General features: G+C 62.5%; 15 protein-coding genes and 1 pseudogene. 6 read left to right on the top strand and 10 right to left on the bottom strand.

Going from position 1 to position 16,682, the window contains the following annotated elements:
* Positions 1–2 precede the first annotated feature (2 nt).
* From GSQ77_RS28630 to GSQ77_RS28620, 3 genes are read right to left on the bottom strand one after another with little or no spacing between them, the layout of a single operon-like run.
* A complete protein-coding gene (locus GSQ77_RS28630) occupies positions 3–929 on the bottom strand; it encodes an MlaD family protein (RefSeq protein ID WP_158907461.1) in 927 nt (308 codons plus the stop codon).
* A complete protein-coding gene (locus GSQ77_RS28625; RefSeq protein WP_158907459.1) occupies positions 919–1,878 on the bottom strand; it encodes an ABC transporter ATP-binding protein in 960 nt (319 codons plus the stop codon). Before GSQ77_RS28625 ends, GSQ77_RS28630 begins: the two co-directional genes overlap by 11 nt.
* Positions 1,878–3,008: an ABC transporter permease gene (locus tag GSQ77_RS28620; RefSeq protein ID WP_254067885.1), complete on the bottom strand. Its 1,131-nt coding sequence runs from the start codon at positions 3,006–3,008 to the stop codon at positions 1,878–1,880. The genes GSQ77_RS28625 and GSQ77_RS28620 overlap by 1 nt, the downstream gene beginning before the upstream one ends.
* A 299-nt stretch (positions 3,009–3,307) precedes the next feature.
* Here GSQ77_RS28620 and GSQ77_RS28615 point away from each other — a divergent pair, with 299 nt between their 5' ends.
* Genes GSQ77_RS28615 through GSQ77_RS28605 form a run of 3 tightly spaced genes read left to right on the top strand, consistent with a single transcriptional unit; the run spans position 3,308 to position 5,916 of the window.
* Complete coding sequence (locus GSQ77_RS28615; protein WP_158907455.1) at positions 3,308–4,381, top strand: biotin--[acetyl-CoA-carboxylase] ligase; 1,074 nt, start codon at positions 3,308–3,310, stop codon at positions 4,379–4,381.
* Positions 4,382–4,402: 21 nt separating this feature from the next.
* A complete protein-coding gene (locus tag GSQ77_RS28610) occupies positions 4,403–5,392 on the top strand; it encodes a type III pantothenate kinase (RefSeq protein ID WP_158907453.1) in 990 nt (329 codons plus the stop codon).
* Positions 5,389–5,916 carry a hypothetical protein gene (locus GSQ77_RS28605; protein WP_158907451.1) on the top strand — a complete coding sequence of 176 codons (528 nt, stop codon included), beginning with the start codon at positions 5,389–5,391 and terminating at the stop codon, positions 5,914–5,916. The genes GSQ77_RS28610 and GSQ77_RS28605 overlap by 4 nt, the downstream gene beginning before the upstream one ends.
* 70 nt (positions 5,917–5,986) lie before the next feature.
* On the opposite strand, the gene rfaE2 is transcribed toward GSQ77_RS28605, so the two are convergent.
* Positions 5,987–6,469, bottom strand: a complete 483-nt coding sequence (gene rfaE2 / locus GSQ77_RS28600; protein WP_158907450.1) for a D-glycero-beta-D-manno-heptose 1-phosphate adenylyltransferase — start codon at positions 6,467–6,469, stop codon at positions 5,987–5,989.
* 113 nt (positions 6,470–6,582) lie between these two features.
* Positions 6,583–7,455, bottom strand: coding sequence for a ferritin-like domain-containing protein (locus GSQ77_RS28595; protein ID WP_158907577.1), 873 nt, complete (start codon positions 7,453–7,455; stop codon positions 6,583–6,585).
* 692 nt (positions 7,456–8,147) lie between these two features.
* Between GSQ77_RS28595 and GSQ77_RS28590 the strand changes: the two genes are divergently transcribed.
* The gene (locus GSQ77_RS28590; protein ID WP_158907448.1) at positions 8,148–8,750 is read left to right on the top strand and encodes a chalcone isomerase family protein; all 603 of its coding nucleotides are present in this window, start codon (positions 8,148–8,150) and stop codon (positions 8,748–8,750) included.
* 63 nt (positions 8,751–8,813) lie between these two features.
* Here the strand turns inward: GSQ77_RS28590 and GSQ77_RS28585 are convergent.
* The 5 genes and pseudogenes from GSQ77_RS28585 to GSQ77_RS28565 all read right to left on the bottom strand — a co-directional run.
* Positions 8,814–9,962 (bottom strand): annotated as a pseudogene (locus tag GSQ77_RS28585) (patatin-like phospholipase family protein); the annotation flags it as partial.
* 123 nt (positions 9,963–10,085) lie between these two features.
* Positions 10,086–10,856 (bottom strand): PhaM family polyhydroxyalkanoate granule multifunctional regulatory protein, encoded by a 771-nt coding sequence (locus tag GSQ77_RS28580; RefSeq protein ID WP_158907444.1) that lies wholly within the window; start codon positions 10,854–10,856, stop codon positions 10,086–10,088.
* A gap of 162 nt (positions 10,857–11,018) precedes the next feature.
* Complete coding sequence (locus GSQ77_RS28575) at positions 11,019–11,846, bottom strand: enoyl-CoA hydratase/isomerase family protein (protein ID WP_158907442.1); 828 nt, start codon at positions 11,844–11,846, stop codon at positions 11,019–11,021.
* Between the two features lie 107 nt (positions 11,847–11,953).
* Positions 11,954–13,114 (bottom strand): ABC transporter substrate-binding protein, encoded by a 1,161-nt coding sequence (locus GSQ77_RS28570; RefSeq protein WP_158907440.1) that lies wholly within the window; start codon positions 13,112–13,114, stop codon positions 11,954–11,956.
* Between the two features lie 242 nt (positions 13,115–13,356).
* Positions 13,357–14,346 (bottom strand): fumarylacetoacetate hydrolase family protein, encoded by a 990-nt coding sequence (locus GSQ77_RS28565; protein ID WP_158907438.1) that lies wholly within the window; start codon positions 14,344–14,346, stop codon positions 13,357–13,359.
* A gap of 160 nt (positions 14,347–14,506) precedes the next feature.
* On the opposite strand from GSQ77_RS28565, the gene GSQ77_RS28560 reads away from it, so the two are divergent.
* The gene (locus GSQ77_RS28560; RefSeq protein WP_158907437.1) at positions 14,507–15,421 is read left to right on the top strand and encodes an IclR family transcriptional regulator; all 915 of its coding nucleotides are present in this window, start codon (positions 14,507–14,509) and stop codon (positions 15,419–15,421) included.
* The coding region (locus GSQ77_RS28555) for a DUF3108 domain-containing protein (protein WP_158907436.1) at positions 15,418–16,682 on the top strand (1,265 nt) is incomplete at its 3' end. The genes GSQ77_RS28560 and GSQ77_RS28555, both read left to right, overlap by 4 nt.

Below are 16,682 nucleotides of genomic sequence, written 5' to 3'. Positions count from 1 at the left end.
AATCAGGGTTGAGCGGAAGACCGCGAGTTCGGCCATTTGAAGCCCGTCTCGCCCGGCCCGGGTTCAGGCGTCGGATTGCCGAACAGGAAACTGCGCGGATTGGAACCCAGTGAGTCTGTTGCGCGATTGAACGAGCGCGTGGCGGCACGCACGTCATCGGACAAGGCGTTCAAGCGCGGCAAGGTATCGTCGGCGACCCGGTCGGACACGGTCTGGACCGCGCGATTGATGTCGTCGGCTGCCTGGCCGACCTTGTTCAGATTGCGCACCAACGGGCCGTTATCCTTGCCCATCGCGATCATCAGTTGAGTGGTCGAATCGAGCGTGCGGTCGAGTTTATCGATCGTGTGCGGCAATTGCTCCAAGGCCGGACGTGCCGCATCGGCGGTCACTTGTATGCTTTTCGCCATGGCCAGCAATTGGTCACGGGTCTGCTCGTCGGTCAGCTTGTCGACATGCTGCGCCACCAGTTCCATTTCTCGCAACAGCACCTCGCCACGCTTTTGCAATTGCTCCAGCAGGCCCGGGTTGAGCGGTAGTCTGGCGACGTTCTTGGGCGAGGTTGCCAGCGGCCGTTTGTCGTCGCCCGTGTCGTCGAGTTGCACGAAAGCGATCCCGGTCACGCCCTGAAAACTCAGGCTGCCGTAGGTCGAATGCGTGACCGGCGTCCCGCGATTCACCATCACGCGAATAATGATCTGCCCCGCATTGGTAGGATCGAACTTGATGCTCTCCACCCGGCCGACGCCGAGACCCCGGTAACGCACCGATGCGTCATTGGCCAGCCCGGTCACATTGGTGGTCGCGATCAAATCGTAGGGCACCCGCTCGGAGTGGTCGCGATTGAACCAGAACAGGATCAGCACCACAGCCAAGCCAAGGCTGATCGTGAATAAGCCAGCCCAGAATGCGTGTGATTTATTTTCCATCATCGATTCCTGATCGCGTCGAGCGCGTTCCCGGGTTGATGCCGCTGTCGGGAGGCGTCGGGTGTTGCGCCGGGGGTGCCGGAGGATAGGCCAAACGCACCGGCGCCAATGCCGCCGCGCAAAGTGTTGCACGGCGCTCCGGCGGCAGCGCCTCCAACGCGCGTCGCCCCCGCGCGCCGAGAAAATATTCGCGGATGAACGGATGATCAACGTTGGCCACCTGCTCCACGGGCGCGCAGATCAGCACGCGCTGATCCGCCAGCACGGCCACCCGGGTAGACAAGGAAACGGTGGTATCGAGATCGTGCGTCACCATCACCACGGTCAAGCCGAGCATGCGGTGCAAGGTGGCGATCAAATTGACGAATTCTTCGGACGACTGCGGGTCCAGGCCCGCTGTCGGCTCGTCCAGAAACAGCAACTCCGGCTCCAGCGCGATCGCGCGCGCGATGCCTACGCGCTTGACCATGCCACCCGACAAGGCCGCGGGCATTTTGTTGGCGTGCTTGAACGGCAGGCCCACCATTTCGAGCTTGAGCATCACGATGTCGCGCAGCAACGATTCCGGCACTCGCCCCAGTTCGCGCAGCGGCTGCGCCACGTTGTCGAACACGCTCATCGCCGAAAACAACGCGCCTTGCTGGAACAGCATGCCCGAGCGGCAACGCATCAAGCGCGCGGTGGGGGCGTCGACCTTGCTGATATCTTCGCCGAACACCTTGATGGTGCCGGACGTCGGGCGCTCCAGGCCGATGATCTGGCGTACCAGCGTGGTCTTGCCGGAACCGGAGCCCCCCACGAGCGCGACGATTTCGCCGCGCACGATATCCAGGTTCAAGCGATCGTGGATCATATTCCTGCCGTAGCACTTGATCAGGTTCTGGATCTCGATCACCTTGTCCGGCGCTTCGAGTGCCGGGCTGGAGCTCACGGGGGCGGTCACTGTCATTAGCTGTACCCCACGCCCTGGAACGCGATCGCAAAGAGCGCATCGGCCAGAATGACCACGGTGATCGAGACCACCACCGAGGTGGTCGTGCCTTCGCCCAGGCTTTGCGAATTAGGCTTGATACGAAAACCGAAATGGCAGGCAGTCAGGGCGATCAGCATGCCGAACACCGCGCCTTTGCCCAAGCCGATCCAGAAATTCGAAATCGGCACGGCACCGGGCAGCGCTTGAATGAAGTACGAGAAATCGAGATCGAGGCCGAAGTGGGCCGCGAGCATGCCGCCAGTCAGCGACACGATATCGGTCCACACCACGAGCAAGGGCAGCGCAATGGCCAGCGCCAGCACGCGGGGCAGAATCAGCCGCATGCCGTGGGAAATGCCCATGACCCGCATCGCGTCGAGTTCTTCGGTAACCCGCATGACCCCGAGCTCCGCGGTGATCGCCGAGCCGGAGCGGCCCGCGACCAAGATGGCTGCCAACACGGGCCCTAGCTCGCGAATGATCGAAAGACCGAGGATATTGACGACGAAGGTGCTTGCGCCATAAGCCTTGAGCTGCTGCGCCGATAGGTAGCTCAGCACCACGCCGATCAGGAACGCGACGACGGCGATGATGGGCATCGCGCGCGAGCCGGTCGAATAGATGTTCGACGAGATTTCCTTCCACGGCGCCTTGGCAGGGCTGCGCAGCATCCGCAGCAGATTGAAAATGAAACCGCCCAGGATCGCAATGCCGTCGTACAAATGCCCGGCGAAATTGAATATGCCCAAACCCAGGTTCGTGACGGGATCGATGCGTGGAACCGGCGCCGGCCGATATTCGACTGAGTCGACCTGCGATTGCAACTCGGCAATGCGCTTGAAAATTTCCTGCTGGGTGGGCGTCAGTCGCACCTGCACCGGTAGCGCTCGCCCCCATACCTGCCAGATCGCCTGGCCGCCGACGTGGTCGATACGCTCGATGCCGGTCAGGTCCCAATGCAATTGCTGGCGGATATCGATTTGTCGCAGCCGCGTGGTCATGCCGCCGCGAGCGAGGTCGCGCGCCAGTGCGAGCGCCGTCCACTGCCCCGAGAGCTGCACCAGCGAGCCAGTCACACCGGATTGGGCCGGGCTGACGATCTTCAGAGCGGGCGGTTGGTCAAAAGTCAAAGGAGGTCCAAAGCAGGTCTGGTGCAGAAACGCCAGAAGGCACGGTGCGCCCCGGTGCCGCGGGCGAGCTCACTTTAGTCGACGCAGGACCCATTGTATCTAAGGCGGCCAGCAACGCTCGACATAATCGATGCCGCGCAGGCGTCGGATGGGTTCCCGCGCGGATCAGCCGTGGGTCACGTGCGGATTTCCCCGCGGGTTCCCCGTGGATCCCCTCTCAGCCCTCGAATTCACGCGCGCCGCCCGCTTTGTCATGCACTCGTTACAATACGCAGATGGATACTTCGAACCGACCCGATATCACCGGCGCCAACCCGCTCACCACCGCACGCGCCGCCGCGGCGGTTACCGCTGCAGCCGGCGGATCGACTGCAAGGACAGCCGGCACGGCCGACCCCGCCCGGATAGATCGGGCCCGGCTGGAAAGCCTGCTGGGCGATGGCGCGCGCGGCTGGTCCATCGAGATCGTCGAACAGACCGGTTCGACCAATGCAGACTTGACCGATCGCTTGCGTGAAAGCCGTGCCCTGCCCGCTCCAGTGGTTCGTGTCGCCTATCTGCAAAACGCCGGGCGCGGGCGCCGCGGGCGCCCTTGGCTGGCGGCCCCGGGCCACGCGCTGCTGTTTTCGCTGGCGTATCCGCTGCAACGCGCGCTCGACGGCTTGGCCGGCTTGAGTCTGGCTGTGGGCACCGCCGTCACGGCGGGCTTGCGAGCGTTGCCGCTCGATGCCGCACACCGGCTTGCGCTGAAGTGGCCCAACGACATCTTGCTCGACGGCGCAAAACTCGGTGGCGTGCTGATAGAAACGGCGTGGAGTACCGCCGAAATGAGCGCGGTGGTTATCGGCATCGGCTTGAACCTGCGCGACGTCAACGCGCTTACCGCGGGATTGGCTGCGCTTTCGGCCGCCGCCGGCGACGCGTCGGAGGGTCGCGCAACGAGCGCGGCGACGAGTGCCTACTCAAATAAGCACCCGAGTACGAACATGAACACCGACCCAAGCGCCCCGCCTACCGCTGCGGCCACGCTCGAACAAACGTGGCCGCAACCCGACATCACGGAAACACTGGCGCAGTTGCTCAATGCGTTGGCTCATACCTTGGGCCGCTTCGACCAAGCCGGTTTTGCGCCATTTCGCGAGCTGTGGTTGGCCGATCACGCGTATGCTGGGCGCCAGGTAGCATTGATCGAGAACGGCGTGACGATTGCGCATGGCACCGCCGAGTCGGTCGACACACTGGGCCAATTGTTGATTGCTACCCCGCAGGGCAGGCATACTTGCGTCGCTGGCGATGTGTCATTGCGTTTGCGCCACGGCGCGCACGCAAATTCCACTGACGGACCGTGAGACCGCTTATCCATGCCCCTCATGCCCACTTCTGCGTCCGACCTTCTGCTTATCGATGCCGGCAATAGCCGTATCAAATGGGCGTTGTCGAACGCATCGGGCGTGCTGCAGGCGCGTGGCGTAGTGCCGCTGGCGACGTCGGCGGATGCATCGCCCGGTGCGGCTGCGCAAGCCGCGGCGCTCGACGGTTGGCCCGACAATGCGCGCCCCATCGGCGCCTGGATCTCCAATGTTGCTGGCGCAGTCGGTGCACAGCGCATCGGCGACTGGCTGGACGCGCGCTGGCCGGGATTGCCGCGTCATCTGATAAGCGCATGCCGCGAGCAGTGCGGCGTGCTCAATCGGTACGACACACCGGCCCAGTTGGGCAGCGACCGCTGGGCCAGCCTGATCGCCGCGCATGCGGCCTATCCCGGTGAGCATCTATTGATTGCCACGTGCGGCACGGCCACCACGTTCGAATCGCTGCATGCCGACGGCACTTTCGATGGTGGCCTGATCGCACCAGGCCTACGACTAATGATGCAGGCGCTGGGGCAACACACGGCACAACTGCCGCTGATTGCCGACCATCATGAAATTGCGGCTGACGTCCGCGGTGAATCGCCTGGGCTCGCGGCTCATGCGTCCACCAATGCGCCGATCGAGGCTGTCGCACCAAACTCATCAAGTGCTAATCGCGAGTCCGTCGAAGAGCCTCCTCGCGCGCCGCAGTTCGCGCGCGAAACCCTGACGTCCATCGGCCGCGGTTGTTTGCTGGCTCAAGCAGCACTGATCGAGCGGGCGTGGCGCGACTGGGCGGAGCACTTACATGCCGACGTCCGGCTCGTGCTCAGCGGCGGCGACGCCGACGCTATTTCTCCATTGCTGAACGTGCCCTACACGCGCCACGACCATCTGGTGCTCGAGGGACTGGCGAGGATCGCCGCAGATACGAATCCTGGCGCGCCGCAGGCAGTCGGCGACCGAAGCGCGTCGATCGAGCGCGCCCATCCGGAGCACCTCATTTGAACAGGCCTTTGACGACGCGCATCGCGATCGTGCTATTGCTCGCGATCAATGTGACCATGTACTCGGCCAATTCCGGGCTGTGGGGAGCGCCGCTCACGGCCGGCTTGCGCAACCCTGCACCGCTGACGAGCCAATTGAATCCTACCGCGATGCAAGTACGCCCCCTGGCACCCGGAGAAGGCGATGATCATCCGGTTGTGGGTCCTCCCGTGCCGGACGTCAAAGTCATGCAAACCGATCTCTCGGGGGCGGCCGCTGGACAGCAGCCCGATGGCGCAACGGGTGCGGCTTCGGGAGCCAGTGCTCCGACCGCGTCGCCTGCACAGGGGGGCAGTTCTTCGATCGGGCTCCCGGTGGCGACCGCGGGCGCTTCTGCCGCGCTGGGCGCTTCGAGTTTGGGAGTCGCCTCTGCGGCTCAGGGAACTCCGGCGGCTTATGCGCCCCCGGCGACTCAAGCGCCCTCGGCTCCAGCTACGAAGGCCACGGGACCGGCCCAGAAAACGCCGGGCGCGCCCAAAAGTTGAGCTCTGTTCCGCGAAATGTGTGCTTGAGTATGCTGGACAGCGCTGCTAACGACGCACCGTCACCAGCCTATCAGTCGGCCGCTCGAACGCGGCGCAACAAGGCGGTGGTCGAGCGCTCATGCTCGAACGGAATCGCCAGCGCGACACCACCCCAACTGCGTACCAGCGCCGACTCGGGCAGCGTATCCATTTGATAATCGCCCCCTTTGACCAGCACATCCGGGCGCAGCGCCGCAATCAAATCCACCGGCGTCGATTCGCCGAAGCACACCACCCAGTCGACGCTTTCCAGCGCGGCCAGCAAAGCCATGCGATCGGCTTCGTTATTGATAGGGCGGTCGTCGCCTTTACCTAAAGTGCGCACCGAGGCATCGCTGTTCACCGCGACGATCAGACAACTGCCTTGCGCGCGCGCATCCGCCAGATAAGTAACGTGGCCGCGGTGCAGGATATCGAAGACGCCATTGGTAAACACCACCGGCGCGGCCAGGCCAGGGCGCAACGCCAACAGCGCCTCGCGAGTCAGAATTTTGCGTTCGAAAGCGGCGGGCATCGGAAGGGGCTAATGAAAAAATCGATGGGTAGTTCGCGGGAGCAGTGGCAGTTCGCGAGAGCCGCGCACCGCCACCGAGCGACCCGTGGGGGCCGCAGTTTTCAAGCCTGCTTTTAAGCCTGTTCGGGCTGGATTTCGCCCTGTGCTTGCAAGCGCGCAACCACTTCTTTGCGGTAGCGGTTGAGCTCCTGAGCGGTATTGAACGTGCGCTCGAACAGCAAGGACATATTGTGAAGAATGCGCTCGACGACCTTCTTCTCCCAGGTATCGTCGAAGCAGATTTGCACGTCTAGCCAATGTTCGAGCCATTCCGGATCGGGCAAGCGCGACTGGATCGTATCGAGCGGGAACAGGTCGCGATTCACGTGCAGATTGGTCGGGTGCAGCGGCTTTTCGGTGCGGCGCGCCGAAGCCATCAGTACGCCGATCTTTGCAAAAGCTGCGCGGGCACTGTCGCCGAATTGGGTCAGCGCTTTCTTCATATAGCGCAAGTACGCGCCGCCATGACGCGCTTCGTCGCGCGAAATGGTTTCGTAAATGTGCTTGATCACCGGTTCCGTATGCCATTCCGCTGCACGGCGATACCAGTGATTGAGGCGGATTTCGCCGCAAAAGTGCAATGTCAGTGTTTCGAGCGGCGGGGCTGGGTCGAACGGAAAGCGCACCGCCTGCAGTTCGGCTTCGGTGGGCACCAGCTCGGGGCGAAAGCGCCGCAGATATTCCATCAGCACCAGCGAATGCTTCTGCTCTTCAAAAAACCAGACGCTCATAAACGCAGAAAAGTCGCTGTCGTGATGGTTATCGCGAAGAAACATTTCGGTCGCAGGCAACGCGGACCATTCGGTAATCGCGTTCATTTTGATCGTCTTGGCCTGCTCGTCCGACAACAGCGATGCCTCGAACTTGTCCCAAGGGATATCTTTTTCCATATCCCAGCGCACCGATTCCAACGATTTATATAGTTCTGGATAAAGCATGGTGTTCATTTTCATGACCCCTGTTCTGCATAACATCATTCACGAGCGACGACGACGATAGACGTCAGCTAACGCTGCAATGGTGCGTGGTTAAGCGCATGATGAATGCAATTCGGTGCAATTCAAGTATTCGCGCCCGTGATTACTTATACGTCGGCGGGGTGGAACCGGATGCCGTGAGGCAATTCGGCCTAGCCTGCTGCGACCCGGTTCGACCCAGGCGGGACCGGCAATTCGGACCAACCTGGCTAGCGGGCGATTTACCCCCGGGCAAACCTTTCAATCATAACATGCGCAGATGGCGGTTCTATTGCAGTCGGCGCGCACGCGACATCGCCTTTTCAGGGTCTGCATACACCGTAGCCCTCCCCCTGACGTCCGTCAATCGGGGGTTTGCGCCGGTCCCTCGGTCTTGGTCAGTTAGCACCCCGCAGCTATCCACGACCCTGACCGGCCCAATGTAGCCCGGCGCGCCAGTCGGCGTTTTGATTTAGAACAAATCGCGTGGCTTCCAGTTCCCCCAGTGACTTCCGGCCGTTGCGCAAAAACATCCATAGATAGTAGGGCCATGCCCCGATCGCTCAGATGTAGACGCGCCAGACCGGCATGCCGCCTTCGCCGGCGGCGTTTTGCGCCGGAGTGGAACGCGCCGGACCGCGTGTGGTCGAACAGCTTGCCTTCGTACCGTATAGGGAACATCGATGATTCGTTCGCCTCTCCCCGCTCGTGGCTTACCGCTGGCAAACCGCGCATGGCGCCTGTTTGCCGGAGTAGGCGCCACGCTTGCCCTGCTCGGATGGTTCAGCACCTCTGCGCTCGCATTCGACGCGCTCGACACTGTCAAGCAAGTGATTCCCGATGCACGCTTGGCCGGCACAGGGCCGCTGACTTGGCTTGGCTTTCACGTGTACGACGCTCGCTTTTACGTCAGTCAGGCGGGGTTCTCGCCCGATCACATGACGACCGAACCGTTCGCCCTGGATCTGGATTACGCCCACGCCTTGAGCGGCGTGAAAATTGCGGCCAAGGGCCAGCAAGAGATGGATCAGATGGGCATCGCGACCAAGCAGCAATCGGACGCGTGGGAAAAGCAAATGGCGAGCATTTTTCCGGATGTGAACGAAGGCGATCACCTGATCGGCTTGTTCGTCCCGGGCAAAGGCACTTCGTTTTATCTGAACGCAAAGCTGCTTGGTACGATTGCCGGGAATGATTTTGCCTACGCGTTTTTCTCGATATGGCTGGCTGCGAAAACGCCGGCGCCGAAACTTCGGACGTCCCTGCTGGCGGGTGCGGCGCCCTGATGGCGCTCACTCGTCGCCTATCCGTTGGCTGGCCGTCGTCGCTCTTCGCTCTGAGAGCGTTCAGGCATCACTTAGGAATGCGCTCAACTTATGCGCGTTGGCTTGCGCATCGCGATAGCCGAGTTCGATCAGCTCGCGCGTGTACGCGGCCTCGAACAGCAAGTAACTCGCAAACGCCGCACCTCGTGCACGGTCCGCGCCCACCGCGCCGAACAGGCCGCGTATCGTCACGGGCAGTTTATGCAAATGGCGCGCGGCGATCAATTCGATGCGTTCGCTCGGCGCAATCGCCAGTACATCCATCTCACGCCAACCGCTCTCGGCTGGTACGCCGTGCGGCAACTGCCGCACAATCTGGTTGATGTGTTCGATGCGCTCGATATCGCCGCCCAGCGAATCGAGGAAAACGCTGGCCAGCACCTGCTGTCCAATTTGAGCAAGCGACGGATAATCCTGAATGCGTTCATGGTCAATCGGCACTTCGGGCTGGGCCGCAGCCGCCCCGACTACCAGAATCTTCGAGGCGCCGAAGTGTATCGCCGGGCTTAACGGCGCAATCTGCCGGATCGCGCCATCGCCAAAATATTCGATGCGCCCGTCGATTTCCAGCGGCACCGCCGGAAACGCGAGCGGAATGGCACTGGAGGCCAGCAGATGCTCGGGCGATAACTCGACCAGTCGTGCCGAGCGCTGTGCGCGCCGCCACGCCTCGATCGGCTCGGCGCTCTGGTAGAAAGTCACGTGTCGCCCGGACGAATAACTGAGCGCCGTCACCGCCAGCGCATGCAGATGACGTAGCTCCAGCATCCGTTCCAGCCTGCCGAAATCGAGGCGGTGACGCAGCAGCGAGGCAAGCGGACTGTTGTCGAGCAGCGCGCGCGGCGAGCGGCGCACGGCCCAGCCGAACGTCAGCGCCGAGAGCCAACGCACTCCGCTGGCCATCACGCCTAGCCAATCGGAACGGTACACTTGCTCGACATGGAAATCGTGCCACACGGCTTCGAGGTGAACGACACCGTGCGCAAAATCATCGGCGTGCATCGCCAGCGAGGTGGCATTGATGGCACCTGCCGAGGTGCCGCACACGATGGAAAAAGGCGAAACGCGCCGGCCGGGATGCAGCGCCTGTTCGATTTCGACAATCCCCTTGAGCACGCCGACCTGATACGCGGCCCGCGCACCGCCCCCCATCAACACGATCGCCACGCGCATGCGCAACCCCGCTACTGAATGGCTATTCGAACGGGTTTACGGCGCTGCGTAGCTGCGCGGATGTCGCCACCCTCGTCACCACGCCCGTCGTTGCACCCGTCGATAACGCCAATCTCGACTATGTTAGGAATCGGACGGTTTGTCGCCAGGCACGTCGGGAGCCGTGGTCGATGCATGGGTTTTCTTGATGCCGGGCTTCTTGGCCGCGGCTTCGGTTGATTTTTTTGCCGGGGCTTTGCCTGCCGTGTCCTTGGACGTCGAAGCCTGGGGCCCCGTCGCGGCGCCGGTCGCGTGAGCGGGGTTCGCTCCTTGCTGTGCCGCCAATGCCATCCCCGCGATCTGGTTGAATTGCGTTTGCAGCAGATTCCACCACACGGTGGGATCGATCTGCCCCGCGGCGGCTGCCGCAGCACCTGTCGCGGCATTGTCGTCGGATGCGGTCTTCGTCGATTCTGTCGATGCCGCTGGCTCGGCCGACGCAGCCGTTTTTGCCGACGCAGCCGAATGCGGGTCAACCGCTGTCGGCCCAAATGGATTATTCACCGTGGGCGTCGCCGCTGCGGCCTGTTCCATCGAGGTTTTTGCGAACGCGCCAAATGCCTTGAGCGTGGCGAGCGTCGCGCGCTGCACTTCCAGCGCTTGTATCGCCGACTGCAGCATGCTCAGGTTGAGCTTGAGCCACTGTTCCACGGCCCGCATGTCGGTGATGCGCTTGTCGAGATCCTCGATGTTGGTCATCGGTGCCATCATGCTCGACATCATCGACGACGGGCCGCCCGGGGTACCGCCCAAGCCAGGCACCTGCATCATTCGCCACATCTTTTCCAGCATATCGAAGCCGCCTGTGGTCGAAAAAGAACCGAACGGAAACTGTGACTCGGGTGCGTCGCTCATGGTTGTCTCCTGGGAATCTTCAAGCAGTGGGATGCGAGCAATTCGTTAAGCAGTGGGATGCGGGCAATCGTTAAGCAGCGGGATGCGGGCAATCATCAAGCAGCGGAATGCGACCAACAATCAAGCAACCGGATGACTAGCGATCATACGCTCGCCATCTCCTTAGAACGGTGCATCGCCCGAAAAATCCGGAGCCCGTCGCTCGCGCAACGATTGAATGCCCTCGCGCACGTCAGGTCCGTCGAATCCCATGAATTCCAGCGCCAACGATGCATCAAACGTAGGACCCGCAAGTCGCAACCAATTGTTCAACGCGTATTTGGTCCAGCGGATCGCCGATTGCGAACCGCGCGCAAGCCGATTCGCGACATCGAACGCGCGCTCGATCAATTGATCGTCGTCGACCGCCAGCGACACCAGGCCGATGCGCTCCGCTTCCTCGCCACTGATCGGCTCGCACAGCAACAGGTAATACTTGGCCTTGGCCATCCCGCACAAGAGCGGCCAGACTATCGCGGCATGGTCGCCGGCCGCCACGCCGAGCCGCGTATGGCCGTCGATGATGCGCGCGGTCTTGGCCGCAATCGACACATCCGCGAGCAAGCCCGCCACGAGGCCCGCGCCCACAGCCGGTCCGTGCATCGCCGAGACGATGGGCTTGCTGCAGTTGATCACGTTGTAGACCAGATCGCGGGCCTCGCGCCAGACCCGCGCGCGCACCTCGAAATGGTCCGCCATGTCCTGCACCAGATCGAGATCGCCGCCGCCGGAAAAACCTTTACCTTCGCCGCGAATCAACGCCACGCGCGTCTCGGGATCGGTGTCGACGTCGCGCCATATTTCGGCCAGCTCGCGGTGCATGCGATGGTCAGCGGTGGCCAAGCCGCTGCGGTTCGCACCCGCGCCGTTCATGATGATCTCGAGTACGCCGCCGGGGTGGCGGCGCAGCGTCAGCGACTCGTAACGCGCGTAGTGAGCTAGCGTATCCATTTCTCGTGCCTTCGATTAAAGCGGGCCGCATCGGCTAGGACCAAGGTCCAAGGACCAGGAGCAAGGGCCAAAAGCAGGGCCCCGCACCAAGGGCCGAGAGCCCAGGTTCAGGGTTGATACACCCATTGCCCATCGCGAATTTCCACCATCACGCGAGCTTGCTGGTCGAGTCCCAGATGGTCGGTCGGACTCATTTGGACTACGCCGTTAGTGTCTTTGAGGCCATGCGTCTGCTCGAGCGCTGAGCGCAAAGCCTGCCGGAATTGCGGCGTGCCAGGCTGGGCTGTTTTCAAAGCCTGCGGAATCGCGTTTTGCAGCAGCATGCCCGCGTCCCACGTGTACGAACCGAATGCCGAGACGCTGCCCGGGCCGTGCTGCGCTTCGTACAGCTTGATGTAGGTCAGCGCTTCGCGTTTGGCCGGATGATCGTTAGGCAATTGAGCCGCCACGAGCACCGGGCTGGTCGGCAAGAAGGTGCCGTTACAGGCCTTGCCGCACACCCTCAGGAAGTCTCGGTTGCCTACGCCGTGGTTATGATAAATCAGGCCTTTGTAGCCGCGCTCGATCAGCGTGGTCGGCGGCAATGCCGCCGGTGTGCCAGCCGCGCCGACCACCACTGCATCGGGGTGCGCGGCGAGTATCTTCAGGACCTGTCCGGTGACGCTGGTGTCGTTGCGGTTAAAACGCTCGCTGGCCACCACCTGGATATGATGGAGCTGCGCAAATTTGGCGACTTCGACATAGAACGCTTCACCCAATGCATCGGCCTGTCCGATGTAGGCCAGCGTTTTGACATTGTGATTGCTGGCGTGTTCGGCAATCGCAGAGGCCATCATCGCGTCGGTCTGCGGTGTCTTGAACACCCAGGCCCGCTTGGCATCGACCGGTTCGATAATGCGTGCCGACGACGCCAGCGAGATCATCGGCGTCTGCCCTTGCGCAACCACGTCTATCATCGCCAGTGAATTGGGGGTGATCGAGGAGCCGATGATGGCGTCCACGTTCTGTTCGGAGATCAGTTTCTTGGTGTCCTGCACGGCCTGCGTCGTATCGGACGCGTCGTCCAGTACGATGTATTGCACCTGCTTGCCGCCAATTTCGTGCGGTAACAGCGCTACGGTGTCGCGCGCCGGGATACCCAGTGAAGCGGCCGGCCCCGTCAGCGACAATACCAGGCCGATCTTGACCTGGGCGCTGGCGGCGCCGCTAGCCGCAACCGCGGCGGTGGCGACAGCCGCGATCAGGCTGCGGGTAAAAAATCTACGCATGGGGTGGTTCTCCTTGTCCATTATTGTTTTGTTTTTTGGTTTGCCGTGCGGCCGCGCCGGCCGGGCGACGCACTAAGACAAACAACACCGTAGTGTAACGACAGCCGTACCCCTGCCGCATCCGGCTAAACCAGCATGCGAACCTCAGGGTGCGTCAGTTGCCCGCCCGCTACTCGGACGCATTTCCGTGCGCGCCCCTGCGCCCCCCTACGCGACTCGTCTGCTACCCGCCGGTTATTCGACTATTCGTCCGTCGTGGGCGAGACTGCCTGTTCGATCGCGCCGAAGATCGATTTACCCGCGCCATCGAACATCTCAATGCGCACCCGGTCGCCGTAACGCATGAATTCGGTTTGCGGTGCGCCGTGTTCGATGGTCTCCAGCATCCGCTTTTCAGCGATGCAGCAGTAACCGCGGCTACGATCGACGTTGGAGATGGTGCCCGAGCCCACGATGGAACCGGCCCGCACGTTACGGGTGCGCGCAATGTGCGCGATCAGTTGGCCGAAGTGGAACACCATGTCGGTGCCGCAATCGGGTTGCCCCACTTTCTTGCCGTTCCAATGCACCGTCATCGGCCGATGCACGCGTCCGTCGTGCCAATCGGCGCCTAGCTCGTCGGGCGTCACGGCTACCGGCGAAAACGCGGTGGCCGGCTTGCTTTGGAAAAAACCGAAGCCTTTGGCCAATTCCGCCGGAATCAGGTTGCGCAGCGACACGTCGTTGACCAGCATCAGCAGACGCACGCCGTGCAGCGCGTCGGCGGCTCTCGCTCCGAGCGGCACATCGGTGGTAATCACGGCCACTTCTGCCTCGAAATCGATGCCGAACGCCTCGGATGGGCAAACGATGTCGTCGTGCGCGCCGGCAAAATCGTCGCTACCGCCCTGGTACATCAGCGGATCGGTCCAGAATTCGGGCGGCATTTCCGCGCCGCGGGCACGCCGTACCAGTTCGACGTGGTTCACGTAGGCCGAACCGTCGGCCCACTGGAACGCGCGCGGCAACGGCGCCATGCAATCGCCCGGGGCAAAATTGAACGGGTAACGGGCCCGGCCCTGATTGAGCGCGTCATAGAGCGACTCGAGTTGCGGAGCATAGAAAGCCCAGTCGTCGAGCACCTTTTGCAGGGTAGGGGCGACGCCGTCGGCGATGACCGCGGTGCGCAAATCGCGCGAAACGACGATCAATTGACCGTCGCGCGATCCATCTTTTAACGTAGCTAGTTTCATGGCAGTTAAAATGGCTAAGTGGTGAACATAGGTTCAAAGACCGGATGCCCGCTTTGGCGGCCCGATTTCAGCGAACCCAACGCATCGATTACAGTCTGCCTTTATACACGCTGTTTTTGCTCCGACTTACACTTGCCATGTGGTTTTACCTGAATCATCCATGACTTCTTCGACGATACCCACGCGTGGCGCAGGTGCTCCCTCGGGCGATCGATTAAACGACCCCTCGCCGCCCACCGCCTCCGAAGGCGATGCCGATCTGTCGGAAAACCTGGGCGCCGAAGAGAAACTGCGCTCAGGGATTCAATCGATCGAAGTGGGCTTTCGGCTGCTCGAAGTGCTGACCGCCGAACGACGCGCCATGATGCTGCGCGACCTGGCGCTGGCCGCGGGCATGAACGCCGCAAAAGCGCACCGTTACCTGGTGAGTTTCCTGCGCCTGGGCGTCGTGGCGCAGGATCCCGTGACAGGACGCTACGAGCTTGGCGGATTTGCGCTGCAAATGGGACTCGCGCGGCTGGCCCGCGTGGATGGCGTGAAACTCGCGCGCATTGCATTGACGCAGTTGCGCGACCAGATCGATCAGACGGTCGGCATTGCGGTATGGGGCAATCAAGGGCCGACGGTGGTGCACTGGATGGAATCGAGTCATCCGGCCAAGGCATCGCTCAAGCTAGGCGATGTCATGCCCTTACTGAGCTCGGCCACCGGACTGATTTTCAGCGCCTATCTGCCGCGCAGCAAGACGGGCGCGATGTTGGACGAAGCGTTGCGAGATGCACGCAAACAGCACCGCAGCGATTTGCCACAGACCGCGGAAGCGCTCGAAGCGAGCTTGAACGAGGTGCGCGCACATCAGGCCGCGCGCGTCGAAGGCATGCTGCTGCCCACCATCCACGCGTTCGCGATGCCGGTGTTCGATTCCGTCGGCGATCTGGCGTTGTGCCTGATCGCGTTGGGTCACGAGGGTCTCTTCGACATTGCCTGGGGCGGCGAGGTGGATCGCGCTCTTCGCGAGTGCGCCACCCGACTCTCCTATGAACTGGGCTACAGCCCGCAGGACCGCGACGCGTGAGCGCACCCGCACACCGTATTTCGCCGCCAGGCCCATCTCTCGCTGAAGTGGGGCACCGCCCGCGCTGGCGACGCACTCTGGCTTGGATCGTCCTCTTTTTGCTGGTGCTGGGCGTTCATCTGGCGGCGCGCTATTGGCTCGCACAGCAGATCGCTCGACAGCCGGAGCCGGAAAGCGCACCGCCGCCGGTCGAAGTGGCGCTGCTTACGGCTCAACCGATTCGGCGCGCGCCGCCCAAGCCGGCGGCACACCCGCCGGCACCGCGGCCCAAGGCGGTAACCGCGCCGCAAGAGGGGCCGAGTCTGGAAGCGGTTGAAACCGATGCGCGCGCGCGGGCTGCGCTCGCGGCCGCGTCTAGTGCCGCAGCGGCCAGTGCAACGCAGTCGTCCGCGGCTAGCGCGTCCGACGCGGCAAGTGCTGCGAGTGCTTCCGGCGCCTCGTCCGCATCAAATGCGTCATCCGCATCAAGCGCATCATCCGCCACCGCGGGTGCCGCCAATGCCGCACCCGCTTCCGCTACCGCAACCAACGGCGAGCAATTCTCGCTCCCGCCCGCAGCCGACCTGCGCTATGACACGTTCTTCAACGGCCAGCGCAATATGCCGGGTACCATCAGTTGGCTCACCGACGGAAAGAATTACGATGTCGTGATTTCCGTACCCGTGCCCTTCGTCGGCCGGTTTACCTACATGAGCCACGGGCATGTCGATGCGTACGGATTAGCCCCCGAGCGATATACGGAACAACGCGGCTCACGCCCTCGCGACGAAACAACGTTTGAGCGTGGCAGCAACGACGTGAGTTTCACCCGCACGCCCAATCGCGTCGCGTTACGCCCCGGCACGCAAGACCGCTTCAGCATGGTGTTTCAATTAGCGAGCCTGGTGCGCGGCAATCCGGCGCGCTACACGCCCGGCGTGACACGAGTGTTTTTTGTGGTCGATAACGACAGCGGCGAAGAATGGCCGGTCGAGACGATAGGCACCGAGATGCTCAACACCGGCAACGGCTTCATCAACGCTTTGCATTTCACGCGCCTGCCACGCCATGCTGGCGACCGTCGCAAGATCGACGTGTGGTTGGCTCCGACCTTGGGCTATTTTCCGGTGCGCATCGTGCAGACCGAGCCTAGCGGCACGCAGATCGAACTGTTGCTGCACGATGCGCCGCATCGCCTCGATACGTTGCAGGGCGACGCGAACGATAACGCTGCCGCGAGCCCGCCGCCGCCCGTGGCCCTACCTGCCAATCCGGCCAGCGC

Source organism: Burkholderia sp. L27(2015) (assembly GCF_009765705.1).
Taxonomy (GTDB): Bacteria; Pseudomonadota; Gammaproteobacteria; order Burkholderiales; family Burkholderiaceae; genus LMUX01.
This window is presented reverse-complemented; position numbering and strand designations above follow the sequence as displayed.

Coding starts and splice junctions, on each gene's coding strand:
- GSQ77_RS28630 (WP_158907461.1), bottom strand. CDS start 929: ATGGAAAATAAATCACACGCATTCTGGGCTGGCTTATTCACGATCAGC.
- GSQ77_RS28625 (WP_158907459.1), bottom strand. CDS start 1,878: ATGACAGTGACCGCCCCCGTGAGCTCCAGCCCGGCACTCGAAGCGCCG.
- GSQ77_RS28615 (WP_158907455.1), top strand. CDS start 3,308: ATGGATACTTCGAACCGACCCGATATCACCGGCGCCAACCCGCTCACC.
- GSQ77_RS28610 (WP_158907453.1), top strand. CDS start 4,403: ATGCCCACTTCTGCGTCCGACCTTCTGCTTATCGATGCCGGCAATAGC.
- rfaE2 (WP_158907450.1), bottom strand. CDS start 6,469: ATGCCCGCCGCTTTCGAACGCAAAATTCTGACTCGCGAGGCGCTGTTG.
- GSQ77_RS28595 (WP_158907577.1), bottom strand. CDS start 7,455: ATGAACACCATGCTTTATCCAGAACTATATAAATCGTTGGAATCGGTG.
- GSQ77_RS28590 (WP_158907448.1), top strand. CDS start 8,148: ATGATTCGTTCGCCTCTCCCCGCTCGTGGCTTACCGCTGGCAAACCGC.
- GSQ77_RS28580 (WP_158907444.1), bottom strand. CDS start 10,856: ATGAGCGACGCACCCGAGTCACAGTTTCCGTTCGGTTCTTTTTCGACC.
- GSQ77_RS28575 (WP_158907442.1), bottom strand. CDS start 11,846: ATGGATACGCTAGCTCACTACGCGCGTTACGAGTCGCTGACGCTGCGC.
- GSQ77_RS28570 (WP_158907440.1), bottom strand. CDS start 13,114: ATGCGTAGATTTTTTACCCGCAGCCTGATCGCGGCTGTCGCCACCGCC.
- GSQ77_RS28565 (WP_158907438.1), bottom strand. CDS start 14,346: ATGAAACTAGCTACGTTAAAAGATGGATCGCGCGACGGTCAATTGATC.
- GSQ77_RS28560 (WP_158907437.1), top strand. CDS start 14,507: ATGACTTCTTCGACGATACCCACGCGTGGCGCAGGTGCTCCCTCGGGC.